General features: G+C 62.3%; 27 protein-coding genes, 1 tRNA gene and 1 other RNA gene. 23 read left to right on the top strand and 6 right to left on the bottom strand.

From position 1 onward, the window contains the following. Nucleotides 1-23 precede the first annotated feature (23 nt). Nucleotides 24-1598: an amidohydrolase family protein gene (locus GRI34_RS06590; protein ID WP_160595247.1), complete on the bottom strand. Its 1575-nt coding sequence runs from the start codon at nucleotides 1596-1598 to the stop codon at nucleotides 24-26. A 129-nt stretch (nucleotides 1599-1727) separates the two neighbouring features. Between GRI34_RS06590 and GRI34_RS06585 the strand changes: the two genes are divergently transcribed. The 4 genes from GRI34_RS06585 to GRI34_RS06570 all read left to right on the top strand — a co-directional run bounded on the left by GRI34_RS06585 (nucleotide 1728) and on the right by GRI34_RS06570 (nucleotide 5025). After that, entirely contained in the window at nucleotides 1728-2447 is a 720-nt protein-coding gene (locus GRI34_RS06585; protein WP_160595246.1) for an SIMPL domain-containing protein, read from the top strand. 62 nt (nucleotides 2448-2509) lie between these two features. Beyond that, nucleotides 2510-2815 carry a PepSY domain-containing protein gene (locus tag GRI34_RS06580; RefSeq protein WP_160595245.1) on the top strand — a complete coding sequence of 102 codons (306 nt, stop codon included), beginning with the start codon at nucleotides 2510-2512 and terminating at the stop codon, nucleotides 2813-2815. Nucleotides 2816-2909: 94 nt separating this feature from the next. Then, entirely contained in the window at nucleotides 2910-3587 is a 678-nt protein-coding gene (locus GRI34_RS06575) for a response regulator transcription factor (RefSeq protein ID WP_090481318.1), read from the top strand. A 94-nt stretch (nucleotides 3588-3681) separates the two neighbouring features. After that, on the top strand, nucleotides 3682-5025 hold the full coding sequence (locus GRI34_RS06570) for a sensor histidine kinase (RefSeq protein WP_160596420.1): 1344 nt from the start codon (nucleotides 3682-3684) through the stop codon (nucleotides 5023-5025). Here the strand turns inward: GRI34_RS06570 and GRI34_RS06565 are convergent. Next, nucleotides 5022-5348, bottom strand: a complete 327-nt coding sequence (locus tag GRI34_RS06565; RefSeq protein ID WP_234028163.1) for a chorismate mutase — start codon at nucleotides 5346-5348, stop codon at nucleotides 5022-5024. The genes GRI34_RS06570 and GRI34_RS06565 overlap by 4 nt on opposite strands. 49 nt (nucleotides 5349-5397) lie before the next feature. On the opposite strand from GRI34_RS06565, the gene GRI34_RS06560 reads away from it, so the two are divergent. The 8 genes from GRI34_RS06560 to GRI34_RS06525 all read left to right on the top strand — a co-directional run bounded on the left by GRI34_RS06560 (nucleotide 5398) and on the right by GRI34_RS06525 (nucleotide 14555). Continuing rightward, on the top strand, nucleotides 5398-6414 hold the full coding sequence (locus GRI34_RS06560) for a polyprenyl synthetase family protein (RefSeq protein ID WP_160595244.1): 1017 nt from the start codon (nucleotides 5398-5400) through the stop codon (nucleotides 6412-6414). A gap of 11 nt (nucleotides 6415-6425) precedes the next feature. Continuing rightward, nucleotides 6426-8852, top strand: a complete 2427-nt coding sequence (gene hrpB / locus GRI34_RS06555) for an ATP-dependent helicase HrpB (protein ID WP_160595243.1) — start codon at nucleotides 6426-6428, stop codon at nucleotides 8850-8852. A gap of 17 nt (nucleotides 8853-8869) precedes the next feature. Beyond that, nucleotides 8870-9148 (top strand): ETC complex I subunit, encoded by a 279-nt coding sequence (locus tag GRI34_RS06550; RefSeq protein ID WP_090481332.1) that lies wholly within the window; start codon nucleotides 8870-8872, stop codon nucleotides 9146-9148. 56 nt (nucleotides 9149-9204) lie between these two features. Further along, an RNA gene (gene ffs / locus GRI34_RS06545) (signal recognition particle sRNA small type) lies at nucleotides 9205-9299 on the top strand. A gap of 50 nt (nucleotides 9300-9349) precedes the next feature. Further along, a complete protein-coding gene (locus GRI34_RS06540) occupies nucleotides 9350-11173 on the top strand; it encodes a DNA polymerase III subunit gamma/tau (RefSeq protein ID WP_160595242.1) in 1824 nt (607 codons plus the stop codon). After that, nucleotides 11170-11508, top strand: coding sequence for a YbaB/EbfC family nucleoid-associated protein (locus GRI34_RS06535; protein WP_160595241.1), 339 nt, complete (start codon nucleotides 11170-11172; stop codon nucleotides 11506-11508). Before GRI34_RS06540 ends, GRI34_RS06535 begins: the two co-directional genes overlap by 4 nt. A gap of 132 nt (nucleotides 11509-11640) precedes the next feature. Further along, nucleotides 11641-14037, top strand: coding sequence for an endopeptidase La (lon, locus tag GRI34_RS06530; RefSeq protein ID WP_160595240.1), 2397 nt, complete (start codon nucleotides 11641-11643; stop codon nucleotides 14035-14037). A gap of 245 nt (nucleotides 14038-14282) precedes the next feature. Further along, nucleotides 14283-14555, top strand: coding sequence for an HU family DNA-binding protein (locus GRI34_RS06525; RefSeq protein WP_090481341.1), 273 nt, complete (start codon nucleotides 14283-14285; stop codon nucleotides 14553-14555). 115 nt (nucleotides 14556-14670) lie between these two features. On the opposite strand, the gene GRI34_RS06520 is transcribed toward GRI34_RS06525, so the two are convergent. Both GRI34_RS06520 and rlmB read right to left on the bottom strand, forming a co-directional pair. Further along, nucleotides 14671-15531, bottom strand: a complete 861-nt coding sequence (locus GRI34_RS06520) for a hypothetical protein (protein ID WP_160595239.1) — start codon at nucleotides 15529-15531, stop codon at nucleotides 14671-14673. A gap of 30 nt (nucleotides 15532-15561) precedes the next feature. Then, nucleotides 15562-16404, bottom strand: coding sequence for a 23S rRNA (guanosine(2251)-2'-O)-methyltransferase RlmB (gene rlmB / locus GRI34_RS06515; protein WP_234028162.1), 843 nt, complete (start codon nucleotides 16402-16404; stop codon nucleotides 15562-15564). 100 nt (nucleotides 16405-16504) lie between these two features. Between rlmB and GRI34_RS06510 the strand changes: the two genes are divergently transcribed. From GRI34_RS06510 to GRI34_RS06495, 4 genes are all read left to right on the top strand, one after another. Further along, nucleotides 16505-16590: transfer RNA gene (locus GRI34_RS06510), tRNA-Tyr, on the top strand. 73 nt (nucleotides 16591-16663) lie between these two features. Next, nucleotides 16664-17806, top strand: coding sequence for a beta-ketoacyl-ACP synthase III (locus tag GRI34_RS06505; protein WP_199800125.1), 1143 nt, complete (start codon nucleotides 16664-16666; stop codon nucleotides 17804-17806). Between the two features lie 41 nt (nucleotides 17807-17847). Continuing rightward, nucleotides 17848-18597, top strand: a complete 750-nt coding sequence (locus GRI34_RS06500; protein WP_160595237.1) for a phosphatidylserine decarboxylase — start codon at nucleotides 17848-17850, stop codon at nucleotides 18595-18597. A gap of 86 nt (nucleotides 18598-18683) precedes the next feature. Next, nucleotides 18684-19436: a CDP-alcohol phosphatidyltransferase family protein gene (locus GRI34_RS06495; RefSeq protein ID WP_160596417.1), complete on the top strand. Its 753-nt coding sequence runs from the start codon at nucleotides 18684-18686 to the stop codon at nucleotides 19434-19436. Here the strand turns inward: GRI34_RS06495 and GRI34_RS06490 are convergent. After that, nucleotides 19405-19644: a hypothetical protein gene (locus GRI34_RS06490; RefSeq protein ID WP_160595236.1), complete on the bottom strand. Its 240-nt coding sequence runs from the start codon at nucleotides 19642-19644 to the stop codon at nucleotides 19405-19407. The genes GRI34_RS06495 and GRI34_RS06490 overlap by 32 nt on opposite strands. Before the next feature lie 353 nt (nucleotides 19645-19997). Between GRI34_RS06490 and rpsB the strand changes: the two genes are divergently transcribed. Next, the gene (rpsB, locus tag GRI34_RS06485) at nucleotides 19998-20747 is read left to right on the top strand and encodes a 30S ribosomal protein S2 (protein ID WP_160595235.1); all 750 of its coding nucleotides are present in this window, start codon (nucleotides 19998-20000) and stop codon (nucleotides 20745-20747) included. A gap of 116 nt (nucleotides 20748-20863) precedes the next feature. Then, nucleotides 20864-21790, top strand: a complete 927-nt coding sequence (gene tsf / locus GRI34_RS06480; RefSeq protein WP_160595234.1) for a translation elongation factor Ts — start codon at nucleotides 20864-20866, stop codon at nucleotides 21788-21790. Between the two features lie 77 nt (nucleotides 21791-21867). On the opposite strand, the gene GRI34_RS06475 is transcribed toward tsf, so the two are convergent. Continuing rightward, complete coding sequence (locus tag GRI34_RS06475; protein WP_325065194.1) at nucleotides 21868-22602, bottom strand: hypothetical protein; 735 nt, start codon at nucleotides 22600-22602, stop codon at nucleotides 21868-21870. A gap of 186 nt (nucleotides 22603-22788) precedes the next feature. Between GRI34_RS06475 and pyrH the strand changes: the two genes are divergently transcribed. From pyrH to dxr, 5 genes are read left to right on the top strand one after another with little or no spacing between them, the layout of a single operon-like run. Next, nucleotides 22789-23514 (top strand): UMP kinase, encoded by a 726-nt coding sequence (pyrH, locus tag GRI34_RS06470; RefSeq protein WP_090481386.1) that lies wholly within the window; start codon nucleotides 22789-22791, stop codon nucleotides 23512-23514. A 29-nt stretch (nucleotides 23515-23543) separates the two neighbouring features. Continuing rightward, complete coding sequence (gene frr / locus GRI34_RS06465) at nucleotides 23544-24101, top strand: ribosome recycling factor (protein WP_160595232.1); 558 nt, start codon at nucleotides 23544-23546, stop codon at nucleotides 24099-24101. 36 nt (nucleotides 24102-24137) lie between these two features. Further along, entirely contained in the window at nucleotides 24138-24824 is a 687-nt protein-coding gene (uppS, locus tag GRI34_RS06460; protein ID WP_160595231.1) for a polyprenyl diphosphate synthase, read from the top strand. Continuing rightward, complete coding sequence (locus GRI34_RS06455; protein WP_325065193.1) at nucleotides 24814-25512, top strand: phosphatidate cytidylyltransferase; 699 nt, start codon at nucleotides 24814-24816, stop codon at nucleotides 25510-25512. The genes uppS and GRI34_RS06455 overlap by 11 nt, the downstream gene beginning before the upstream one ends. Then, nucleotides 25509-26666 carry a 1-deoxy-D-xylulose-5-phosphate reductoisomerase gene (dxr, locus tag GRI34_RS06450; protein ID WP_160595229.1) on the top strand — a complete coding sequence of 386 codons (1158 nt, stop codon included), beginning with the start codon at nucleotides 25509-25511 and terminating at the stop codon, nucleotides 26664-26666. The genes GRI34_RS06455 and dxr overlap by 4 nt, the downstream gene beginning before the upstream one ends.

Below are 26666 nucleotides of genomic sequence, written 5' to 3'. Positions count from 1 at the left end.
CGCCGCCCCCAAGCTGCAAGCGCCTACTGGGCGGCTTCGCGCGAAGCTCTCTGCATTTCCACCATTGCGGCGACGCTTTCGAGCAGTTTCGGCGCGTCGTAGATAATGCCGTCCCTGATCGTCCACCGCACGCCGCCGACCTGCTCGATCGCGCCGGTCTCGCGGTTCAGCTTCGTATGACCGGTGCCGTACAGCAGCTTGAGATTGTCGAGCGGATTGCCCGGCACGATCACAAGATCGGCCAGCTTGCCGACCTGGATCGTGCCCATCGGTGCTTCTTCACCGCGCGGATCATAGATTTCCTGCGCGCCCGCCGTGGTTGCAGCGCGGATGACTTCCAGCGGGCTGAGGCCGGCCTCGCGCAGCATCTCAAGCTCGCCGATATAGGCGAAGCCCCAAGTCTGGTAGATGTAGCCCGGATCGCTCCCTGCGGTGACGCGCCCGCCGCGGCGGTGGAATTCGGCAGTCAGGTCGAACCAGTAACGGTAGAATTTGCGCCAGGCGACCTCGTCTTCCGTACTCCAGTCCTTGTAATAGCTGCCGTGATTGGTGGCGCTTGGCGCGTAGAAATCCATCAGCGAGGGCAGGCTGTAACGCGCATGCCAGTCGCGGTTTTTCGCGGCCATCACATCGCGGCTGGCAGAATAGATGTTGAAGGTCGGGCTGAGCGTCACGCCGCTTTCGATGAGAAAGTCGATGTATGCGTCCCATTCCTCGCTGTGCGGCTCGACCACCTGGTCGGCGAGGCGGGCTACCCAAGCGAAACGCGATTGCTCGTCGAAATAGTTGTAGCCTTGCGGATAGCGCGGCAACGCATTGTCATCGAGCAGGCTTTCGAAATGGCCGTAAAAATGGGTGATCCCGTCGAGGCCAAGTTCGACAGCCTTGCGCGCATTCACCCGCTGGACGCCGGGTTGGGCAAGGTGGGCGACCGTTCCGATGCCCTGTTTTTCGGCCTCGTCGAGAGCGGCGCCGAGCACGTCGGGCATCGCGGAATTGAAGAACTTGATCCCCCAGAACCCCTGCGCCTTGGCCCAGCGAACCCATTCGCGCGCTTCGGCAGGCGTTGTCGGAGCGCGGCGGCCCCATTTGTCGCCGAACACGGCGTAGGGGAACAGGCGCGGGGCGACGATCTCGTTCGCTTCGCTGCGCTGGCGGTCGGTCAGATCCGGCTGACCGGGCCCGAAGTAAAAGCTGACCCCGCGCACACTGGTGACACCGTGCGCGAGCCAGAGCCGATAGCCGTAGGAGGGCTGGGCAGCCTTGGACGGATCGCCATTGTGGCCATGCGTGTCGACGAAGCCGGGCAAGACCGTCATGCCGGTAGCATCGATCACGCGCTCGGCCGCCGCCTTCACATCTGCAGGTGCGCCGCCGCCATGGATCGCGGCGATGCGATTGCCTTCGATCACGATATCGACAGGTCCCATGGGCGGCGCGCCCGATCCTTCGATCATGGTCGCCCCCGACACGATCAGGGTCCCGAACGGTCCCTCCGCTTCGCCCGGCTGGATATCGGGCACCGGCTCCATCTGCGCCGCCAGCCCGTTCGAGAGCATGGCCGCTGCCATCGCGATGAGATATTTGCCAAGCCGCATTCCGGTCCCCCTCAAGATGGATCCCGCGCTACCGTCATCGGGCGAAGATGAAAAGAAGGGAACCTGCGCGTTCAGCCGTTGGTAAAGGTGAGAAGCCGAAAAACACCTCTCAACAAAAGGAGTTACGCCATGATCCGCCATACCGTCCCAGCTCTTGCAGCCCTTGCCATGGCCGGAACCGCCCAGGCCGCCGAAGTCCAGATCGCCGCCACCGGCCCCGTGGTGGAACTCAGTATTTCGGAGCAGATCGAGGCGGAACCCGACATCGTCAATGTCGGCGCAGGCGTGGTGACAAATGCCCCCACTGCAGTCGAAGCTTTGCGGCAGAACTCGGTCGAGATGCGCAAGGTGATCGAACGGATCAAGGCGCTCGGCGTGGCGGAGCGGGACATCCAGACCTCCGGTATCAACCTGAATGCGCGCTACGATTACGACCAGCGCCAGCAGCGGCAGGTATTCCGCGGCTACCAGGCGATGAACCGGGTCAGCGTGAAACTGCGCGATATCGACGAAACCGGCGAAGTGCTTGATGCGCTGGTGGTGGCAGGCGCAACCAATCTCGACGGGCCGCGCTTCAGCCTCGAAAACGATACCGAAGCAAAAGCACGGGCAAGGGCCACGGCGATGCAGCGCGGCCGCGAACAGGCTTTGGAATACGCGCAGCTTGCCGGCTTTACCGGAATTCGCCTGCTCGAAGTGAACGAGACGATTACCGGGCGCTCGCAAGGAAATTACCCCGTGGTCAGAACCATGGCTCTCGAAGCCGCTGCCGATCAGTCGGCACCGGTCCAGCCCGGCCTTGTCAGCACCGGCGTCAATGTGACGGTAAAATACGAGATGACGCGCTGAACGATTGTGAACGTCCACATTCACGACTTGTTCAATGGCTCGGGAGTAGTCACTACAGCATCATGAAACGCCTGCTTGCATCCTTCCTCGCTTTCGGTCTCGTCGCCGGCCCGCTTATGGCGACCCCGGCAGAGGCGCAGCGTCGCACCGACCAGGGCGAAGCGCGCAAGGAAATGCGGGCAGGCAACATCATGCGCGCCCGTGAAATTGAAAATCGCATCGTTCCCTCGATGGGCGACGCGGAATACCTCGGTTTCGACTACGACTCGACCGCGATGGCCTACCGCCTGAAGTTCATCAAGAACGGCAAGGTGAAGTTCGTCGATGTCGATGCGCGCACTGGCCGCGTCCTGCGCCGCAGCCGCTGAGCGGTCCGGCACCGGGCACAAGAAACTCCGTTCATCTTGACGCGTTCATCTACATGAACGACACGCATTACGCAGATAACAAGGACGGAAATTCATGCGGATCCTGATTGTCGAGGACGAACCCACGCTCGGCCAGCAGCTCAAGAGCACTCTCGAGCAGAATGGCTACGCGGTCGATTTGTCGACCGACGGCGAAGACGGGCATTTCCTCGGTTCCACCGAAGATTACGACGCTGTCATCCTCGACCTCGGCTTGCCTGAGATCGACGGGCTGACCGTGCTGGGCATGTGGCGCAAGGAAGGGCGCAAGTTCCCTGTCCTCGTCCTCACCGCGCGCGACAGCTGGTCCGACAAGGTGGCGGGCCTCGATGCCGGTGCCGACGACTACCTCGCCAAGCCGTTCCAGACCGAAGAGCTGATCGCCCGCCTTCGCGCGCTCATCCGCCGTGCGTCCGGCAATACCTCCAGCGAACTGACTGCAGGGCAAGTCCGCCTGGACACCCGTTCGGGCCGTGTCACACTGGCTGGCGAGCCGGTCAAGCTGACCGCGCAGGAATACAAGCTGCTGAGCTACCTCATGCACCACAAGGGCAAGGTAGTCAGCCGCACCGAGCTGATCGAGCACATCTACGATCAGGATTTCGACCGTGATTCCAACACGATCGAGGTCTTCGTTACGCGCATCCGCAAGAAGCTGGGTGCAGAGGTAATCACGACTATCCGTGGACTTGGGTACAGCCTCGACGACCCCGCTGACGCGCCCCGAGCCTGAGGATACTCCGGCTGGCGAGGCGCGTCGCGCGGCGGACATTCCGCCCGGTGACGCGTCTGCGCCGCCAGCAGACCCCGTGACATTGCCGAAAGGCATGCCGCCGCAGCGCAGCCTTGCCAAGCGCATGATGGTCATCGCGGCCGTCTGGATCGGCCTGTTGCTGGTGGGCGGGGGCTTCGCGCTGGACCGCACGCTGACGCGGTTGGTGCAGAACAATTTCGACAACCAGCTGGAGTACGTGTTGACCGCGCTGATCTCCTCTGCAGAGATCGACAATAATGGCGAGGTCTGGACTTATCGCTCGCTCGGCGACCAGCGCTTTCTCGAACCTTACAGCGGCGTCTATTGGCAAATCAGCGGGGATGGGCGCGAGACCTTCCCCAGCCGCAGCCTTTGGGATCGCACCCTGACGGTGGATGGATCGCATCGCGACAACGACCCGCATTTTTACGATTCATACCAGTTCGATGGCGAGCCGCTGCGGGTGGTAGAGCGCAATGTCGAACTGCCCGACAGCGATGTGGTGTGGACCTTCACCGTCGCCTCGGCGCGCGAGGAACTCGATTTCCAGATCGCCCGGATCCGTTCGATCCTGATCTGGAGCTTTGCCGCGCTTGGCCTCGGCCTGCTGATCATGGCGATCCTGCAAAGCTATTACGGCCTGTCGCCGCTGCGCCGTGTGCGCGCCGCGATCCAGTCGATGCGTTCGGAAGGGGCAAACCGGATTACGGAGCCGCTGCCGCTCGAGGTCGAGCCGCTGGTGGAAGAGATCAACGGCTTGCTCGCCCATAGCGAAAAGCAGGCGGAAGAGGCGCGCATGCACGCGGGCAATCTGGCCCATGCACTCAAGACCCCGCTGACGGTTCTGACGAATGCCGCGACCGCCCACGATCCCAAGCTGTCAGACCTCGTATGCCGCGAGACCAAGACCATGCAGCGCCATGTCGAACACCATCTCGCGCGGGCGAGGGCGGTCGGGCGGCGGGCGAGTGGCCATGCGCGTGCCGACGTCTGGCCAAGCGCTCAAAGCGTGCTGCGCGCCGTCACACGTATCTACGAGAACACCCGCTTCGACCTTGACGGGAACAAGCTGGCCGCCGTCTCGATCGAGCGGCAGGATCTTGATGAAATTCTCGGCAACCTAATCGAGAACGCGGCCAAATATGGCGGCGGCAGCGTGTTCGTGACCATCGATGCCGCACGCGATGAAGAGCTGTGCACCATCTGGGTCGAGGATGACGGTACCGGCATTCCCGAATGCGAACGTGCCCGCATTTTCGACCGCGGCGCGCGCCTGGACACGGGCAAGCCCGGCACCGGTCTTGGCCTGGCAATCGTGCGGGACGTGGCGGAGATATACGGCGGCTCGGTCGAACTCGACGAAAGCGAGGACCTCGGCGGGCTGTTGGTAAAGCTCAGCCTTCCCCGGGCGGGTTAGCTACCACGCGCCCTTTCGTGGTGGCGAATGACCTCGTCGATGATAAAGCGCAGGAATTTCTCGCTGAACTCGGGATCGAGCTCGCTTTCCTCCGCAAGGCGGCGCAGGCGCGCGATCTGCTCTTTCTCGCGGTTCGGATCGGCCGGCGGCAGCGTCACCTTCGCCTTGTATTCCCCGACCGCCTGCGTGATGCGAAAGCGTTCCGCGAGCATGTGGACGATAGCGGCATCGATGTTGTCGATGCTCTTGCGATAGCCGGCCAGGACCTTGTCGTCCCCCGGTTGAGGTTGCGCCATTTGCGTCATCGCTTGCCAAGCTATCATCAATTGCTCTCTTGCCAAGAAAGCAAGTGCAGCGCATGGCCAAGCTGCAATGACAGCCGACGTCGTACCCCTTCCGCGCAAGGGCCCCGTGCCCTCGATCGATCCCATGCTCGCGCTCACCGCCTCGGGCATGAACCAGGTCAATCAGGTCATTCTCGACCGGATGCAGAGCGAAGTGCCGCTGATCCCTGCACTGGCCGGACACCTAATTTCGGGCGGCGGCAAGCGGCTGCGGCCCATGCTGACGCTCGCCGGGGCGGAACTGGTCGGGTATAGCGGGACCCGCCACTACAAGCTCGCCGCGGCGGTCGAGTTCATCCACACCGCCACGCTGCTGCATGACGATGTCGTCGATGGCAGCGACCTGAGGCGCGGCAAGGCGGCGGCCAACATAATCTATGGTAATCCCGCGACCGTGCTGGTCGGAGATTTCCTCTTCAGCCGCTCGTTCGAACTGATGACCGAGGACGGCAGCCTGAAGGTGCTGAAGATCCTGTCCGGTGCCAGTGCGATCATCGCCGAAGGCGAGGTCGACCAGCTCACCGCCCAGCGCAAGATCGACACGAGCGAGGAGCGCTACCTCCATATCATCCGCGCAAAGACTGCGGCCCTGTTCGCCGCCGCGAGCAGGATCGCCGCTGTCGTCGCCGAGTGTGGCGAGGAAGAGGAACGGGCGCTCGACGAATACGGACGCAACCTCGGGGTTGCCTTTCAGCTGGTCGACGACGCGCTCGATTACGATGCCGACGCCGCGCAAATGGGCAAGGACCAGGGCGATGATTTCCGGGAAGGCAAGATGACCCTGCCGGTCATTCTCGCTTACGCTCGCGGCAACGAGGAAGAGCGCGCTTTCTGGAAATCGGCGATCGCGGGGTTCCGCTCAGGCGACGAAGACCTGGCCGAAGCGATCCGCCTGATCGGCAAGTACAACGCCGTTGCCGACACGAAAGCACGTGCACGCCACTTCGCCCAGCGCGCCATTGACGCGCTCTCGATCTTCCCCGATGGCAAAGCCCGGCAGGCAATGGCGCAGGCGGCACTGTTCGCGGTCGCACGCGGGCACTAAGTGCTGTCCGGGTGCCGGATGCGCTACCAATCAGTGCGGTCCTACCAGACCTGCTTGAGAGTCTGCGGGTAGGCACGGGCGCCGTCCTCATCGCTCCTCCGGGTGCAGGTAAAACGACCGCCGTCGGGCCTGCGTTGATTACCCAGGACTGGTGCACGGGCACTGTCATCCTGACATCGCCGCGCCGTGTTGCGGCTCGTGCTGCTGCCGAGCGCATGGCCGAGATGCTGGGCGAAAAGCCGGGTGAGACGATCGGCTATCTGACCCGCCTCGACAGCAAGCGTGGCCCGAAGACGCGGGTCCTGGTCGTTACCGAGGCGATTTTCGTAAACATGCTCGTTCAGGATCCCGAACTGGAGGGCGTCTCGGCAGTCCTGTTCGACGAGGCGCATGAGCGTCATCTCGACAGTGACCTTGGCCTGGCTCTGGCTCTGGAAAGTCGCGCTGTGCTGCGCAACGACCTGCGGGTCCTTGTCATGTCGGCGACCATCGACGGCACGCGGTTCGCGGATTTGCTGGGCGTGGACACGCCGGTCTTCGAAAGCGAAGGCCGCGCCCACCCCTTGCGCATCGAATGGCTCGGGTCTTCGCCGCAAATGCGGGTGGAGGACGCCATGACGTCGGCCATCGCCCAAGCATGGCGTGACGAAGAAGGCGATATCCTGGCGTTCCTACCCGGCGTGGGCGAGATCGAGCGCACGCGCGAGCGGGTTGAAGCGCGACTGCCCGACGCCGTGGTCCTTCCACTTCACGGACAGGTACAAGGCGCGGACCAGCGCGCTGCGATCCGCCGCGATCCGCAAGGACGTCGCCGCATCGTGCTCGCCACGGCGATTGCAGAAACCTCGCTGACACTCGATGGGGTTTCGATAGTCGTCGATGCCGGACTATCGCGCCGCGCCGAATTCGACCGTGCGGCTGGCACCACGCATCTGGTGACCCACCGCGCGAGCCAAGCGGCTGCGGCGCAGCGGGCAGGGCGCGCGGCGAGGCAGGGCCCGGGAGTTGCCTATCGATTGTGGGAGGAGGGCGGCCACGCCGGGCGCCCCGCATTCGATCCTCCGGAGATGGAGACCGCCGACCTCGCGCCGCTGGTCCTGACACTTGCGAAATGGGGCACGAACGAGCCAGCCGCGTTGCAGTGGCTCGATAAGCCTTCCGCCCCTTCCGTTGCTGCGGCGCGCAACACCTTGCAGGAGCTCGGCGCGCTCGATGGGGAGGGGCGCATTACGCCAGCGGGTGAAAAGCTGGCGCGGTTACCGATGGATCCGGCTTCGGCTGCGATGCTCCTTTTCGGAGCGGAACACGGCGCGGCAGAAAGGGCGGCCAAACTTGCGCTATTGCTCCAGGAAAGAGCGCTGGGCGGTCGCGGAGAGGATCTGGAGGCACGGCTGCAACGTTGGGACGGCGATCGCGGCCAGCGGGCAGAAGCGAGCCGAAAACTGGCAAAGCGTTGGGCAGCCCAAGCGAAGGATCTCGTCGATAAGGTAAGGGGTGAAGCACCACCTGCCGCCATCATGCTCGCAGCAGGGAGGCCCGAATTCATCGCCAAACGACGCGATGCGAGTGGCGAGAGCTGGATATCCGCAGGGGGCAGGGGATTTTCGCTGGATCCAACGTCGTCGCTGGCCCGATCGTCCTATCTCGTAATCGGCGACGCGCAGGGGCAAGCGAAGGCAGCCCGGATCACCTCGGCAATCGCGCTCGGGGAAAGCGATCTCGAGCGCTGGCTGGATGATCGGATCGAAGGACGGTCGGTCTTGCGGTGGAGTGGGAATCGTATCGAAGCGCGGCTCGAACGGCGGCTCGGCGCGATCACGCTGGCGAGCGGTCCCGACCCTTCCCCTGACGAGCAGGCGATTGTGGACAGCCTTGTGGAAAAAGCGTTGGATAACCCGGCAAAGCTGGTTCCGCAGGCGCTTTCGGCCCGGGCTGCCTTTGTCGGCATCGACGCGTTTGAGACCGAAAATTTGCGCGATACCATGGACTTATGGCTTGTGCCCTTGCTGGCCGGCCGGCGCGATCTGGATTTGCCCAAAGGCCGGCTGGTCGATGCGCTCCTAAATCTCCTCGACTGGGATGCACGCCAAAGGCTGGATAGCGAAGCACCGCGGGATTTTACCTCGCCCGCCGGGACCACTCATCCGATCGACTACACAGGCGACGATGCGCCGAGCGTGGAAGTCCGCGTGCAAGCCCTGTTCGGGCTGGAGCGGCATCCGATGATCGGCAAGACGCCGCTTCTCCTGAAGCTCACCAGCCCTGCCGGACGCCCGATCCAGTCGACGCGCGACCTGCCGGGATTCTGGCGCGGCAGTTGGGACGATGTGCGTAAGGACATGAAGGGTCGCTATCCCAAGCATCGCTGGCCCGAGGAACCTTGGACCGAAAAGCCGAGTTTGAAGACCAAGAACGCCTTCCATAAATCGGGAGGTTGAATTATGGGGCGCCCACTATGGCTGCACGAATCTACCAACGTCCGCAAAGCGCGATGCAATCCGGCAAGGCCCGCACCGACGAGTGGGTGCTGGAATTCGAACAGTCCGAAGCGCGCAAGGCCGACCCCCTGATGGGCTGGACAGGCAGCGGCGACACACAGGTCCAGGTGCAGCTCAAGTTCCCGAGCAAGGACGAGGCCAAGGCCTATGCCGAAAAATACGGCATTCCCGCCCGCGTCCACGCCACGCCGCCGCACAATCTGAAGCTGCAGGCCTACGCCGATAATTTCCGGTAATCGCTCCGCCTGAAATGCGGAGTTGAAATCTAGGCAAACCGCCGCCATATGGCGCGCCGGGAGTCGGGTGGACGTTTGCGTTCGCTCACCGGGTCAGGTCCGGAAGGAAGCAGCCCAGGTGAATTGCGACGGGTCGCTCGGCTCCTTTATTTTCCCACACCCTTCATGACATTCGGCGCGTCTGCGCCTACCTAATCCTGCATGGGTGATTCACCGGACAATACTGACGGTCTTCCGTGGGAAGCCGAGGCTGAAGAAGCGGAAACGCCGAGCGCAGCGGAACTCGAGGCTGCTGGCCAGAATTCGATGTTCGGGGACGCTCCCGAACCCGCCCCGGCTCCTGCTGAAAAGCCCCCGGTTGCCCAGGCCGAAGCGGCACCGGCTCCTGCGGTCGCTGCGCCGCAGGCCGCGCAGCCTTATCGTGTGCTCGCACGCAAGTACCGTCCGCAGACCTTTGCCGAATTGATCGGCCAGGATGCGATGGTCAGGACTTTGGCCAACGCCATCGCCCGCGACCGGCTGGCCCACGCCTTCCTGATGACCGGCGTGCGAGGGGTGGGGAAGACCTCGACCGCGCGCCTGATCGCCAAGGCTCTCAATTGCGTCGGTCCGGATGGAGAGGGTGGTCCGACGATAAGCCCCTGCGGCGTCTGCGAGCCCTGTACGGCGATCGCCGAAGGTCGGCATATCGACGTGATCGAGATGGACGCCGCCAGCCATACCGGGGTGGACGACGTTCGCGAGATCATCGAGGCGGTTCGCTATGCGGCGGTATCTGCGCGCTACAAGATCTACATCATCGACGAAGTTCACATGCTGTCGCGCAATGCGTTCAATGCCTTGCTCAAGACGCTTGAAGAACCGCCGGCGCATGTGAAATTCCTCTTTGCCACGACCGAGGTGGACAAACTTCCGGTCACGGTCCTCAGCCGCACGCAGCGTTTCGACTTGCGCCGAATCCCGGTGGAATTGCTTGAATCCCATTTCGCGGAAATCTGCCGCAAGGAAGGGGTCGAGGCCGAGGACGAGGCGCTTCATATCATCGCCAACGCCGCCGAAGGCTCGGTGCGCGACGGCCTGTCCATCCTCGACCAGGCGATTGCCCATGCCGACATGGAAACCGGCGGGAAGGTTTCTGCAGAGCGCGTTCGCGACATGCTTGGCCTTGCCGATCGCGGGGCGCAGCGGCGCCTGTTCGCCCACTTGCTGGACGGCGATTCCAAGGCCGCCTTGAAGGCCGTCGACGACCAGTATGCACTGGGTGTCGAGCCCTTGTCGCTGATGCGCGCGCTCATGGATCTTACTCACCGCATCGCGCTGGCGCAGGTGGCCGGGGAGGCCGACGCACCGACCGCCGAAGAGCGCGAGCAATTGGATGACTGGGCGAAGCGGCTCGAAGTCGGCCAGGTCCATCGCCTCTGGCAACTATTGCTCAAGGGTCATGACGAGGTGCGGCAGGCACCCGATCCACTCGTATCCGCCCGAATGGCTCTGTTGCGCGTGCTCCACGCTTCGAACCTGCCCGATCCCGGGAGGCTGGCGAAAAAGCTGGAAGAACTGGCGGAACGCGGCCCGGCGCCTGCCGCCGCTTCTCAAGACATCGGCGGCGCTGGAGCGCCATCTGCTTCGCTCGACTGGGAAACGCTTGTCGACAAGATCGACAATGCCGGTCATTTGCAGGCCGCAAGCATCATGCGCCTGCAAGTACGCCCGATCCTGGTGGAGCAGGGCAGGTTGGTCTATCATCGCTCCGACAAGTTCAGCGATGCGATCGAGCCGGTGCTGAAGGACGCTCTCTATGCGATCAGCGGTGAACGCTGGACGCTGGAAAGCGGCGATCCGGCGAAGGCCCGTCCATCGCTGGTTGAAGTCGAGAAAGCGGAGCGCGAGGAGGCCAAGGCCAAGCTACGCGAACATCCGCTGGTGAAAGCCACATTCGCGGCATTCCCCGATGCCGAACTTATCGAAGACGGCGCCGAGCTCCCCCCGCAACGGCGCGAAATACCCTGGAGTCGAAACGCATGAAATCGATGGAAGAAATGATCGCCGCAGCCCAGAAGGCCGCCGAGACGATCCAGACGCAGATGGGCGAGGCGCAGGCCAAGCTCGACACGATCGAAGTCGAAGGAGCTGCCGGTGGCGGCCTCGTGAAGGTCCGCGCCTCCGCGCGTGGTCGCATTATCGGTGTCAAGATCGACGACAGCCTGATGAAGCCGGAAGAAAAGCAGATGGTCGAAGACCTTGTGGCCGCTGCTTTCAACGATGCGCGCGACAAGGCGGACCGCAAGTCGGCCGAAGAAATGCAGAAGATCCAGGGCGGTATGGGACTTCCGCCGGGCTTCAATCTCCCGGGAATGTAAGCCGGGCGCGCTCCGCGCTCTCCAATCCCCAACATGTTGCGCCCTCCACGTTGCGAAGCGTGGGGGGCGCACCCATATTCAGGGTCAAGGACGGTCCCACACACTTACCGGATCGCAAACGGACGCATAAACATGACAGAGAGTTTCCCCCTTCTTCCCCTGCGCGACATCGTCGTTTTTCCCGGCATGGTCGTTCCGCTTTTCGTGGGCCGCGACAAGTCGGTCGCGGCGCTCGAAGTGGCGATGGAAGGATCGAAGGACATCTTCCTCCTCTCCCAGCTCGATCCGGGCTGTGACGACCCCGAGGGCAGCGACCTTTACGACCTCGGTGTCGTGGCGCAGGTCCTGCAGTTGCTCAAACTGCCCGACGGCACCGTGCGCGTGCTGGTCGAAGGCCAGGAACGCGCCAAGCTCGTAGCGCTTCGCCCCGAAGGCGAGCATGTTGTGGCCGATGTCTCGATTATCGAAGAGCCGACCGCTGCGGGCAGCGAGGTCACGGCAATGATGCGCCAGGTCGTCGACCAGTTCGGCGAATACGCCAAGCTCAACAAGAAGGTCGGCGAAGACGCCGCTGAACAGCTGCGCGAAATCGACGATGCTGGCGAACTCGCCGACACGATTGCCGCCGCCATCAATGCCAAGGTGTCCGACAAGCAATCGCTGCTGATCGAACCCGATCCGCTCAAGCGGCTGGAAATGGTCATGTCCTTCATGGAAGGCGAACTGTCCGTCCTTCAGGTGGAACGCCGCATCCGTGGCCGCGTGAAGCGCCAGATGGAGAAGACCCAGCGCGAATATTATCTCAACGAACAGCTCAAGGCGATCCAGAACGAGCTGGGCGGTGACGACGAAGACGGCGGCAACGAGATTGCCGAACTGACCGAGAAGATCGGCAAGACCAAGCTGTCGAAGGAAGCCAGGGCCAAGGCCGAAGCCGAGCTCAAGAAGCTCAAGGCCATGCAGCCGATGAGCGCCGAGGCGACCGTCATTCGCAATTATCTCGACGTACTGCTCGGCCTCCCGTGGGGCAAGAAGAGCAAGGTCAAGAAGGACATCGGCAAGGCCCAGGAGATCCTGGATGCGGATCACTATGGCCTCGAAAAGGTCAAGGACCGAATCATCGAATATCTTGCCGTGCAGGCGCGTACCAACAAGCTGAAAGGCCCGATCCTGTGCCTCGTCGGCCCTCCCGGCGTCGGCAAGACCAGCCTCGGCAAGTCGATCGCGAAAGCGACCGGCCGCGAATTCGTGCGCCAGTCACTTGGCGGCGTGCGCGACGAGGCGGAAATCCGCGGTCACCGCCGGACGTACATTGGCTCGCTTCCGGGCAAGATCGTCACCAACCTCAAGAAGGCCGGCAAGAGCAACCCGCTCTTCCTGCTCGACGAGATCGACAAGCTCGGACAGGATTTCCGCGGCGATCCCGCCTCGGCCCTGCTCGAAGTGCTGGACCCCGAACAGAACAACAAGTTCCAGGACCATTACCTCGAACTCGATCTAGACCTGTCGGACATCATGTTCGTGACCACCGCGAACAGCCTCAACCTGCCGCAGCCGCTGCTCGATCGTATGGAGATTATCCGCCTGGAAGGATACACCGAGGACGAAAAGGTCGAAATCGCATCGCGTCACCTTCTGCCCAAGCAGGTTAGGGACCATGGTCTGAAGCCCGTAGAGTTCGAGCTGACCGAAGAGGCGCTGCGCGATCTCATCCGCTACTACACCCGCGAGGCTGGTGTGCGTACTCTTGAGCGTGAGCTTGCAAGGCTGGCACGCAAGAGCTTGCGCAAGATCCTCGAGGGCAAGGCGACCGAAGTAACCATCACGCCGGAAAACCTCAGCGAGTTCGCAGGCGTGCGCAAGTTCAAGCACGGCATGAGCGAAGACGAGCCGCAGGTGGGTGCTGTCACCGGCCTCGCCTGGACCGAGGTGGGCGGCGAATTGTTGACCATCGAAAGCGTAACGACGCCGGGCAAAGGCGAGATCAAGACCACCGGCAAGCTAGGCGAGGTGATGAACGAAAGCGTCGCCGCCGCCTTCAGCTTCGTGAAGGCGCGGGCACCTGCCTATGGCATCAAGCCCAGCATCTTCCAGCGCAAGAACATCCATATCCACCTTCCCGAAGGCGCCGTGCCCAAGGACGGGCCGAGTGCGGGCGTCGGCATGGTGACGTCGATCGTATCGACCTTGTCGGGCGTTCCGGTGCGTGCGGACGTGGCGATGACCGGAGAGGTCACCTTGCGTGGCCGGGTGCTGGCGATCGGCGGCCTCAAGGAAAAGCTGCTGGCTGCATTGCGCGGCGGCATCAAGAAGGTGCTGATCCCGGAAGAGAACGTGAAGGATCTCGCCGAGATTCCCGACAACGTGAAAGAGGGGCTGGAGATCGTGGCAGTCAGCCACGTCGACGAAGTCCTCGAACATGCCCTTACGGCGATCCCCGCGCCGATCGAATGGACCGAGGCTGACGACCTTGCCAGCCAGCCTGTCCATCCGGGTGCTGGAGGCCCCGCGGCCCCTACGGCACACTAACAAAAGATACGTTGCACTGCAGCGAATCGTGAAGGCGCCCGGACTTCGGTTCGGGCGTCTTTCCCGTTGTGGGACACCTGCAGTCAACGGTTCGTCGCAGAAATCGAATTCGTAGCGCGAAATCGGCGCTTTTTCGCGGATTTTGCCTTTGACAGCGCGACCAAAAGCCTCTCAATTCGCTCGCCTTCGGTGACGTGATTCACCGGCATTATTTCAAAACACCAAATGAGGGGGTTTCCATCAAAATGAACAAGAACGACCTGATCAGCGCGGTTGCCGATTCGAGCGGCCTTTCGAAGAGCGACGCAGCAGGCGCCGTCGAAGGCGTTTTCGACGCGATCACCAAATCGCTCTCGAACGGTGACGAAGTCCGCCTGGTCGGCTTCGGCACGTTCTCGGTCGCAAAGCGCAAGGCGTCGACCGGTCGCAACCCCCGCACCGGCGAACCGATGACGATCAAGGCTTCCAACCAGCCGAAGTTCAAGGCCGGCAAGGGTCTCAAGGACGCGGTCAACTAAGACCGCTCCGTCACTGCGCCGTACTTGTGCGGCTGGCAGTCATGGAAAAGAAAACGCCGCAGCCCGCTTGATGCGTGGCTGCGGCGTTTTTCTGTGGCCCTAAGGCCTCGAGAGATCAGTCGAAGGCGATGAGCGCAGTCGGTGCCTGTTCTGTGCGCTGGTCGATCTCCCAGACCAGCGTCTGCCCGCGAGCGGTCGCGACAGGACCTTCGTCGGTATTGTTGGCAAGGATGCGTCCATCGGTGACGATGGTGAAGGTGCCGTTCGGCATCAGTATGTTCGGCATCTCGCCGTCCTCGCCATTCTCCTTCGCCTTGCCGAGCGTGGCCAGCCCCATCATCCCGGTCATCATGCCCTGCATGGGATTGCCGCCGCCCTGCGACGCAAAGCCCGGCGCATCGACCCGCACCTGGTTGCCGTCGCGCAGCATCATGGTGACGAACATGTTCGCCATGGGCATCTTCTCGACCATCGGGAAGGCGAAGTCGTGGGTCATGCGGCCAGATACGCTGAAGTCGACGTCGAAAATGCCATCGCCCTTGTATTCGACCGCCTGCCAACCGCGCTGCCGTGACAGCTGGTCGGCAAGCTTCTGCGCTGCTTCAGGGTCGGAAGGGTCGAACCCGCCGAGCATCTGCTTCGCCTGCTCTGCCTCGCGTTCAGCCTTGGCACGCCGTTCGCTCGCCCCTGCCTGCCATTCAGCGCGTTGCTCGTTCACTTCCGCAAGCGAGCACTCGCGCTCTTCCCAGGTTTCCTCGTCGACGCATTCCGCTTCGAACTCTTCTTCGGCCTTTGCGCCCATCTCGGCGAGCTTGCTCAGAGCCAGCATCTGGATTTCGCCGTCGTAATTGTACGCGAAGGTGCCGTCCTTCATCAGCTGCATTTCGCTGGTGAAGGTACCTGGCGATAGCAGGCAGCCGGTCAAGGCGAGCGAGCTAGCCGCCGCCAGGATGGTTGTGCGAATCGGTTTAGTCATGAATTCCCCCCGGTCGAGTTCGTCGGTCCGTCAGTTGCGCGTTGCTACGGCATACAATGCCACGGCAGCTGCGTTGGAAACGTTAAGGCTTTCGATTTCCGAAGAGATCGGCAGTTTTGCGAGCGCATCGCAGTGGCCTTCGATGTTCTGCCTCATCCCTTCGCCTTCGGCACCAAGCACGATGGCGACCGGCCCGGCAGGCAGGGCCTCTGCCAGGGTGGCCTCCGCATGGCCGGTCAGGCCGATGCGCCAGTATCCGGCCTCGGCGATCTCATCGAGCGCACGGGCCAGGTTTACGACCCGGATCCACGGCAGCGTTTCCAGCGCGCCGGATGCGGTCTTGCCGATAACGCCTCCTTCGGGCGGGGCATGGCGGTCCTGCGTTACGATCGCCGCAGCACCGAATGCCTTGGCCGAGCGCATGATGGCGCCCACATTATGCGGATCGGTTACTTGGTCGAGCAGGACGATCGGCCGCGCGGGATCGCCCTCGAGCACTTCATCGAGAAACTTGTCTTCCAGCGCCGCACATTCCAGAACCAGCCCTTGGTGCGGAGCATCCTTTGCGACAAGCCGGGCCAGATCCTGCCCATCGGCAAACTCCACCGGAAAGTCCGGCGGCAGTTCCCCGTCGAGCGATTCGATCCCCTCGCGTGTTGCCCACAGCTTGCGGTGCACGCGGTCCGGGTTCTTCAATGCCGCCTCGACCGCGTGGCGACCCCACAAGCGGACGTGACCGGCACTGGCCCTGCCACTTCCTCGACCACCCTTCATGCGGCCGGCACGACCTCTCAATGCGCGTTTGCGTTCGCCCTTTGCCATCTTTTCCATCCTGTATTTCGGCTTGGGCTGCGCTCCTGCCAGTGAGGGCATTGACAGGCAAGCGTCGCTTCGCCAAAGGGGCGCCTCTCGGCAGGGACCCCAAGGGGTTTCCGACGTTATATCTCTGAGAAGAGAACAGGCGAGCCCGTGTGGACAGGTGGCCGAGTGGTTAAAGGCAGCAGACTGTAAATCTGCCCGCGCAAGCGTACGCTGGTTCGAATCCAGCCCTGTCCACCACCGGCTCTCACCCCCAGTATTTCATTGTGCAACTCTCTTGCGAGCCAGCTTGGCCGGGCCTAGGCACGCGGGCATGACTCAGCATATCCAGATGACCGGTCGACCCGTCATTTCCTCGACCGGATTGTTCACCCCCGCCGAAAGCATCACCAACGAAGAGCTGGTCGCCAGCTTCAACGAGTATGTGCGCCGCCACAACGAAGCGAATGCCGATGCGATCGCTTCGGGTGACATGGAGCCGTTGACGGAAAGTTCGGTCGAATTCATCGAAAAGGCGAGCGGCATCAAGGCGCGCCACGTGATGGCGAAAGAGCCGGTTCTCGATCCCGATGTGATGGCGCCGCGCTGGCCTCAGCGTTCCAACGAAGAATTGTCCATCCTCGCTGAAATCGGCGTCAAGGCGGCCCGCGACGCGCTCGAGCGGGCAGGGCGCAAGCCCGAGGACGTCGACGCTGTTTTGTGCGCAGCCTCGAATATGGAGCGCCCCTATCCGGCAATGGCGATCGAGATCCAGCAGGCGCTGGGCATCGACGGGTTCGGCTTCGATATGAATGTCGCGTGCTCTTCCGCGACCTTTGGCATCCAGACCGCCGCCGATTACATTCGCGCCGGAAACGCCAAGAGCGTGCTCGTGGTCAGCCCGGAAATCACCAGCGGCCACCTCAACTGGCGCGATCGCGACAGCCATTTCATCTTTGGCGACGTCGCCACGGCTGTGCTGGTCGAAGATGCCGCCATTGCTCCTGCGCAGCACTGGGATATCCTGGGCACCAAGCTGAAAACGGTGTTCTCGAACAACATTCGCAACAACTTCGGCTTCCTCAACCGCGCCTACCCCGAAGATGCGGGCGGACCGGACAAATTGTTCGTCCAGGAAGGCCGCAAGGTCTTCAAGGAAGTCGTGCCGATGGTCGCGCAGATGATCGTCGACGAAGCTGGGCGGCTTGATATCGATCCGACAGCGCTGCGCCGCCTGTGGCTGCACCAGGCGAATACGGGAATGAATCGCCTTATTGCGCATCGGGTCCTCGGCCATGAAGCGAACGAGGACGAAAGCCCCACCGTGCTCGACACCTACGGCAATACGTCGAGTGCCGGCTCGATCATCGCCTTCCACTTGCACAGCGAGGACCTGGAAGAGGGCGACACGGGCCTGATCTGCAGCTTCGGCGCAGGGTACTCTGCCGGCACCGTTTTCGTGCGCAAGGCAGGCTAGGCGGGTTGTGAGCGGCGCGATCAGCGCCTAGGCCCACGCACATGGCAGGTGATCTACTCGACAGCCAGGGCCGCGGCGAAGCCCAGTGGGGGCTGCCCGCGATCCATCCGGAGGGCCGGAAATTCGGCATCGCAGCGCTCGGCATCTCCTTGCTGTTCGCTATGTTCGCGTGGGAAACGCTGGCATGGCCGATGGCTTTCCTGTCGCTCGGCATATTCGCGTTTTTCCGCGATCCCGAAAGGGTCGTCCCGCAGGATACCGACGCCATTGTATCTCCGGCCGACGGGCGCATTGTCCAGATCACAGAGGTCAATCCACCGCGCGAACTGGTGGTCGATGACGGTCACGGTCTTCCCTGCCTAAGCGACGAGCCGACAATCCGCGTGTCGATCTTCATGTCAGTCTTCGACGTTCACATTAATCGGACGCCCATTGCAGGCATGGTCCAGCGGCTGGTCTATGTCCCCGGCCAGTTCCTGAAAGCAGAACTCGACAAGGCGAGCGACGAGAACGAGCGGCAGCACATCCTGGTAGAGCGGAGCGACGGTGTCTGCGTGGGGTTCACGCAGATTGCCGGTTTGGTCGCGCGTCGCATCGTACCCTTCGTGAAACCGGGGGACACACTGGGCGTTGGTCAGAGAGTGGGGCTCATACGGTTCGGCAGCCGCGTCGACGTTTACCTTCCCAAGGGAACGTCGTCGCGCGTCATGCTCGGGCAAAGGGTCGTCGCCGGGGAAACCGTCCTCGCCGAGATCGGTTCGCAGCGCCTGCTTGAAGGAGTGTCGCATTGAGCCAGCCCGAAGAAGCCGATCCCCATCGCCAGTACGAAGAACGCGCTCGACTGGGTCCGAAGGCTGCCGAGGATGAAAAGCCCGTAATGGGGAAGTCACGCGGACTTTCGCTAAGGGCCATGGCGCCCAACGCAATCACGGCAGCCGCGCTCTGTTCGGGACTGACCGGGATCCGCTTCGCAATTTCCGAACAATGGGCGGCTGCAGCAATCGCGATCATCGTGGCAGGCCTGCTGGATGGCATGGACGGGCGTATAGCACGCGCTCTCAACGCCCAGTCACGCTTCGGCGCAGAGCTCGACAGCCTCGCGGATTCGCTCAGCTTCGGCACCGCACCGGCGATCATCATCTATCTATGGTCCTTGTCGGCAGAGCCGCGCCTGGGCTGGTTCGCAGCTCTCGCGCTTGCGATCTGTTGCGCCTTGCGACTGGCGCGATTTAACGCCCAGATCGACATGCAGGAGCAGCCGCATAAGTCGCTCGGCTTCCTGACAGGGGTTCCGGCGCCGATGGGGGCAGGTCTCGCCTTCCTGCCGTTTTTCATCTGGTCGGCGACCGACCTCGACATATTCCGGACTCCGATCGTGGTCGGTCCTTGGCTCCTAGCAGTGGCGGTGCTGATGATTTCGAGCATGGCGACGCCCAGCTGGACTTCGTTGAGGCCGCGCCGGGGGATCAGATTATGGGTCTTGGCCTTTGTCGGCCTGCTATTCGCGGCCCTGCTCGTGGAGCCGTGGTGGACGCTCAGTGCTATTGGTGTCGGCTATCTCTTGCTGCTGCCGTACACATTGATGCGGTATTCGCGGATCAGGCGGCGCAGCGCACCGACTGGCGCGTAGCAGGGCGGGCGCGACCCGGGCGGGTAAAGCCGCCGTGTGTGATCGCCGGACGCATTCCACTTTCGCAAAACTCGACTTCGGTCGGCAGCTTGAGGCGGTGCCGCAGCTGACCGAAAGCGGACCACCAGCGCAGTCCGCTATCGGCGAGCACTGCCAGCGCGGCGATTGCAGCGATGGCGAAGACGGCAGTGAGGAACAGTGCGAACATCCGATTATCTCCTCCCCGTGCCCTGTCGATAAACCTGTTGACAGACCGGGTAATTCTACGGGAAAACCCCTAATGCCCGCCGGGAGTTCCGGCGATGAGAACAATGTTCCCGTTTTGTTCTCGCCTGTCAAGCGCTTTTCGCGCCAGGATTCCCGTTTTTTGCGATGAATCGAGTCTGGCTTTCGCCGGAAAACCCCGCTAAAGGCGCGCCGTTCGCTTGAGATTCGGCCAATTCGGGCTGCTTGAAAGGGCGGGCAAATCCACATGGAAGGCGCTCATACCGGTGCCCGGCGCGGGACATACCGCACCACGGGTTCCAGCCTTCCAGAGGTACAACCGGAAAGGAAATGACCATGGCGGCTCCTACCGTCACCATGCAGCAACTGATCGAGGCCGGCGCACATTTCGGCCACCAGACCCACCGTTGGAACCCGCGCATGAAGCCGTACATCTTCGGCGCGCGCAACGGCATCCACATCATCGACCTGTCGCAGTCCGTGCCGCTTTTCGCGCGCGCTCTCGACTTCATCAACCAGACCGCACGTTCGGGCGGCAAGGTGCTGTTCGTCGGCACCAAGCGCCAGGCGCAGGACCCGATCCGCGAAGCTGCGCTTGCTTCGGGTCAGCACTACGTCAATCACCGTTGGCTGGGCGGCATGCTCACCAACTGGAAGACCATCAGCGAGCGTATCAAGTACCTCAAGACCCTCGACGAGCGTCTTGCAGGTGACAATGCCGGTCTAACCAAGAAGGAAGTTCTCGACCTTACGCGCAAGCGCGACAAGCTTGAACTGTCCCTCGGCGGTATCCGCAACATGGGCGGCATCCCGGACGTGATGTTCGTGATTGACGCCAACATGGAAGACCTGGCCATCAAGGAAGCCAACGTGCTTGGTATTCCGGTCGTCGCTGTGCTCGACACCAATGTCGATCCGAGCGGTATCGCATTCCCGATCCCTGGTAATGACGACGCTGCCCGTGCCATCAAGCTCTATTGCGATGCCGTTGGCGACGCTGCCCGTTCGGGCAAGGGTGAAGGCGTGACCGATTCCGGTGCCGATGTTGGTGCGATGGAAAATCCGCCGGAAGAAGCCGCGGCTTAACCGTTTCCGTGAGACGGGGGCGCCATGCTCTCGTCACACAAGCGAACTATGCGCCGGGCCGCTGAACACAGCAGGCCCGGTGCCTACGCATTAAAGACACCAAGAAGGAAAATCTCATGGCTGCATTCACTGCCGCTGACGTGAAAGCCCTGCGCGAGAAGACCGGCGCGGGCATGATGGACGCCAAGAAGGCGCTTGAAGCATCGAACGGCGATATCGAAGCCGCTGTCGACGCACTGCGCGCCAAGGGCCTCGCCACCGCCCAGAAGAAGTCGAGCCGTACGGCGGCTGAAGGTCTCGTCGGCATTGCCGTCGAAGGCACTCGCGGTGTTGCCGTCGAAGTGAACTCGGAAACGGACTTCGTTGCAAAGAACGACAAGTTCCAGGACTTCGTTCGCAAGACCACCGCAGTCGCCCTGGGCGTTGACGGTGATGATGTCGAAGCCCTCAAGGCTGCCGACTACCCCGAAGGCGGTACCGTCGCCGACAAGCTGACCGACAACGTCGCCACCATCGGCGAGAACCAGCAGATCCGTCGCATGAAGACCGTTTCGGTCACCAACGGCGTCATCGTGCCTTACATGCACAATGCTGTCGCTCCCGACCTCGGCAAGATCGGCGTGCTGGTCGCCCTCGAAAGCGAAGGCGACAAGGCCAAGCTCGAAGAGCTGGGCAAGAAGCTCGGCATGCACATCGCCGCAGCCTTCCCGCAGGCGCTGACCGCTGACGGTCTCGACGCCGACGTGATCGCTCGCGAACGTGCCATCGCCCAGGAAAAGGCTGCCGAAAGCGGCAAGCCCGAAAACGTCCAGGAAAAGATGGTGGAAGGCGCGGTCAACAAATACGCCAAGGAAAACGCGCTCCTCAGCCAGATCTACGTGATCGACAACAAGACGCCGATCGCACAGGTCGTCGAACAGGCTGGCAAGGACGTCGGCGCCAAAGTCGAACTGGTGGACTATGTCCGCTTCCAGCTCGGCGAAGGCATCGAAAAGGAAGAAACCGACTTCGCAGCCGAAGTGGCTGCTGCTGTCGGCGGCTAAGCGCTTCCTTCCCGAAGGCTAACAAGCGGCCGCCGGACCTCTCGGTTCGGCGGCCGTTTTATTTTTTGCAGAGCGGATCAGCCGAACCAGCGCCGCCTGTTTTCGGAAAGTCGCAATTTGTAGGCGGTGGCAAGGATCACCAGCAGGCCTGCTGCGATCGTCGCGTAGGCTATCGACGGTGCGGCTTGCCCCCCGGCCGAATAAATTGCGAACAGCGCCCACAGGAACACCAGCGCGTAGACCGGGTTTCCTCGACCGCGCCAAATCGCAAGGGAGGCGATGATCCCCCCGATCGCCACGATTGCCGCCCCGACTGTCGCTTCGGGCCAGGGTCCGCCCACGCCGTAGGTTTGCAGGGCGGCTGAAACATTCACGATGGTGGCTGCGGTCAGCCAGGCGGCAAGAGCGCTGAGCGGAAGCATCACTATCCAGCGTTCCGCGACCGTGAACTCCCGGTCCAGTCGCACGAAGGTCCGGTAAATGACCAGCAGGCAGGAAAGCACACTTGCGATGATCAGGACGGACACAGCGTCCAGCCTGTTCAACTGGGTGTAGAGCGCCCACAGGCCGTTCCCGAAAAAGGCTGCTGCCGCATACCAACCGATCTTTCCAAGCAAGGCGTTCGTCTTCTGGGACGGTAGTGCCTGGTAGGCGGCGAACACGACCGAGCCGAAGTACAGCGGACCCCAAATGGCGAATGCCCAGCCAGCAGGCGTAATCAAGGTGCGCTCCGCATCGGAACGGCTTCCTATCGGCTCTCCCACGCCAAGACTGGGCAGGAAGGTAGAGCCGATCTGAAGGGCAACGGCCACGATGATCGCAATTCGCTGCCAAGCGCTACGTTGCGATACGGGATTTTGTGATCGAATGGTCATCAACCGGTAACGGCAGGTCGGCGGGAGCGTTCCTTGACAGTCTTCCGGGGCTCGCCTTTCCCTTTGCGAGTCCGGCGCTTCATGGCTAAGGACCCCCAAACCCCATAATCGAGAATATCCCGCATGACCCTCCCCAAGATGAACCGCGTCCTTCTGAAGCTTTCGGGCGAGGTGTTGATGGGGGACCAGCAGTTCGGGATCGATCCGGCCTTCGTGCTGGAGCTTGCCAAGGAAGTGAAAGCGGCCAAGGACACCGGGCTTGAGATATGCCTTGTGATCGGCGGCGGTAACATCTTTCGCGGCATGGCAGGTGCGGCGCAGGGCATGGACCGGGCTCAGGCCGACTACATGGGCATGCTTGCGACGGTAATGAACGCGCTCGCGATGCAGAGCGCGCTTGAACAGCTTGGCGTGCAGACCCGCGTGCAGAGCGCGGTGCAGATGGATCAGGTCTGTGAACCGGTCATCCGCCGCCGCGCAGAGCGTCACCTCGAGAAAGGTCGTATCGTGATCTTCGCCGCTGGCGTGGGCGCACCCTATTTCACTACCGATAGCGGTGCGGCACTGCGCGCTGCAGAGATGAATTGCGACGCATTGCTCAAGGGCACGAGCGTCGATGGCATTTACGACAGCGATCCCAAGAAGAACCCCGACGCGACGCGTTACGAAACCGTGAGTTACGGCAAGGTTCTGGCAGATGATCTGAAGGTCATGGATGCCAGCGCAGTAGCGCTCTGTCGCGACAATGATATCCCGATCGTGGTCTTCTCGATCCGCGAGAAGGGCAATGTCGCCAAAGTCCTTTCGGGCAACGGCGTACAGACCGTCGTCACCGATCATACCGCATAAAAGAAACGAAGAGAGACGAGGAAGCCATCATGGCCAAATACGACAAAGCCGATATCGAACGCCGCATGCAGGGCGCTATCGACAGCCTGAAGGGCGATCTTTCGGGCCTGCGGACCGGCCGCGCGAACACGAGCCTTCTCGATCCTGTCGTGGTCGAAGTCTATGGCTCGATGATGCCGCTGAACCAGGTCGCGACGGTGTCCGCCCCGGAGCCGCGCATGCTGAGCGTGCAGGTTTGGGACAAGGCCAATGTCACTGCGGTCGAGAAGGGTATTGCCAAGGCCAACCTCGGTCTCAATCCGATGATCGACGGGCAGAACGTTCGCCTGCCGATGCCCGATCTTACCGAAGAACGCCGCAAGGACCTCGCCAAGCTCGCGGGCCAATATGCAGAACAGTCCAAGATCGCCATCCGCAATGTGCGCCGCGACGGCATGGAAGCGCTCAAGGAAGACGAAAAGAAGAAGGAAATCTCGGAGGACGAGCGCAAGCGCTCCGAGGAAGAGGTCCAGAAGCTCACCGACAAGTACGTTGGCGAGGCCGACCAGACGGCCCAGGCCAAGGAAAAGGAAATCATGACGCAGTGAGGCCCGCAAGGTCTGCTGCCTCTCGGATGAGAACCTATGGCTGACAGCCACGACAAGATCGCGCGCCATGTCGCCATCATCATGGACGGCAATGGACGTTGGGCGAAGCGCAAGCACTTGCCGCGGGTCATGGGCCACCGCAAGGGCGTCGAGGCCGTGCGAGAGCTGGTGCGCAGCCTCAAGGACACCGAAATCGAGTGCCTGACGCTCTACGCTTTCAGCAGTGAAAATTGGAAGCGGCCCGAGGAAGAGGTCGATGACCTTATGAATTTGATGCGCAAGTTCATAAAGTCGGACTTGCCAGAATTCATTGCCAATGATGTCAAACTGAAGATTGTCGGCGACTGGCAGGAACTTGCGCCTGACATCGTCGAAATGCTCGAGGATGCGCTCGATAAGACTGCGCACGGATCACGGACCTTGGCGGTCGCATTGAATTACGGGGCGCACGCGGAAATTGTCCAGGCAGCGCGAAAGGCTGCCCAGGTAGGCGAAATCAATGAAGAGAGCATCGCTGCCAACCTCTTTACAGCAGACTTGCCGCCTCTCGACCTGCTGATCCGCACCAGTGGAGAGGTGCGTCTTTCCAATTTTCTCTTGTGGCAGGCGGCCTATGCGGAAATGCTGTTCACGGATGTGTTATGGCCCGACTTCACACCTGCGCACCTGAAGGATGCGCTGGACCAGTTTGCGGGACGGGAGAGACGATTTGGTGGACGGTGATCCAAAGCCGAAGAAGAATGCGGACCTGCCCAAGCGCCTGATCTCGGCTGCCGTCATGGTCGCCATCGCTGTTGCAGCTCTGGTTGCCGGCGACCCATGGCTTGACTGGTTCATCGCTGCAGTGGTGCTCGCCACCTTCGTCGAGTTCATCCTGCTTGTCGTGAAGGCCACGACCAATGTGCCTTACCGGCTGGCTGCCATCCTGGCGGGCGCACTATACATTGGGCTCGCCGGATTTGTCCTTACGCGGATGCCGCCCGGCCTCGTGGTCGGCATTGTTGGGACGGTCATAGCGATCGACACATTCGCCTTCTTCTTCGGACGCACGATCGGCGGGCCGAAGATTGCGCCTTCGATCAGCCCTTCCAAGACATGGGCCGGGCTACTCGGCGGCGTCGTCGGCGCCAGTCTTTGGCTGGCCCTGTTCATTTATTTCTCGGCACGTCAGGTTAGCGGGCCGACGACGATGGGCTTCGACATGAACGAAGTGGGCACCATCGCGTTGATGGGCCTCGCGCTTGCTGTCGCTGCCCAGGCAGGCGATTTCCTCGAAAGCTGGCTCAAGCGCAAAGCCGGGGTGAAGGACAGCTCGCACCTGATTCCGGGCCACGGAGGCGTATTCGACCGGACAGATGGCATCATTCCCGTGGTGCTAATCGCGGGCTTCGTCCTCGGTTCCGCTGCATGACAAGGTCGATTTCGGTTCTCGGCGCTACCGGTTCGGTCGGTGTGTCCACTCTCGATCTGATCCGTCGCAATCGCGCCGATTGGCGCGTCGTCGCTCTTACCGCCCATTCCAATGTCGAAGAATTGGCCAAGCTGGCCCGGGAATTCGATGCCGACCTCGCTGTAATTGCGCAGGATAATCTTCTCGGCGCGCTGAGAGACGCACTGGACGGTTCCGGAATCGAGGCTGCAGCGGGAAGAGGGGCCCTATGCGAAGCTTCGGCGCGCTCGGCGGATATCGTGATGGCGGCAATTGTCGGCTGCGCGGGACTGGGTCCCGTGATGGCGGCGATCGAGCAGGGCACCACGGTCGCCTTGGCCAATAAGGAAGCGCTCGTTTCGGCAGGCGAGGTGATGACGGCCGCGGTCGAGAAACACGGCGCTACGCTGCTTCCTGTCGACAGCGAACACAATGCCATTTTCCAGTGCCTCCGGGGCGGCAAGCTGGCGGAAGTGCGTACCATCACTCTGACGGCAAGCGGCGGTCCACTTCGCACATGGTCCAAGGCCCAGCTGGATGAGGCAACGCCCGCTCAGGCAATCGCTCACCCGAACTGGGACATGGGCGCCAAGATCAGCGTCGACAGCGCCACGATGTTCAACAAAGGGCTGGAGCTGATCGAAGCGCATCACCTGTTTCCGGTTGGCCTCGACAAGATCAGGATCGTGGTCCACCCGCAGAGCGTCATCCATTCGATGGTAGAATACCGCGACGGGTCGACGCTTGCGCAGCTCGGCCCGTCCGACATGCGGGTCCCGATTGCCTCGTGTCTCGCTTACCCCGCGCGCATGGACACGCCGATGGATCCCCTCGACCTCGCAGCTATCGGCGAACTTACCTTCCATGCGCCCGATGAAAAACGCTTCCCCGCGACGCGCTTGGCCAGGGAGGCTGCACAGGCGGGCGGCGCGGCGCCTGGCACGCTTAATGCTGCGAACGAAGTCGCTGTGGCTGCATTCCTCGCAGGTAACATCCCGTTCAGCCGTATTGCGCTAATGGTGGAGCGCGTTCTTACGGAAACAGAGCTTCCGCCTGCGCCGCAGACCCTCGAAGAGGTGCTGCGCGTCGACGAGGACGCGAGACGGCGCGCAAGCGCAATGCTGGAGACATGCTGA

The organism is Qipengyuania aquimaris (assembly GCF_009827445.1).
Lineage (GTDB): Bacteria > Pseudomonadota > Alphaproteobacteria > Sphingomonadales > Sphingomonadaceae > Qipengyuania > Qipengyuania aquimaris.
The sequence above is the reverse complement of the archived record's forward strand: the minus strand, read 5'-3'. Positions and strand labels throughout refer to the sequence as shown.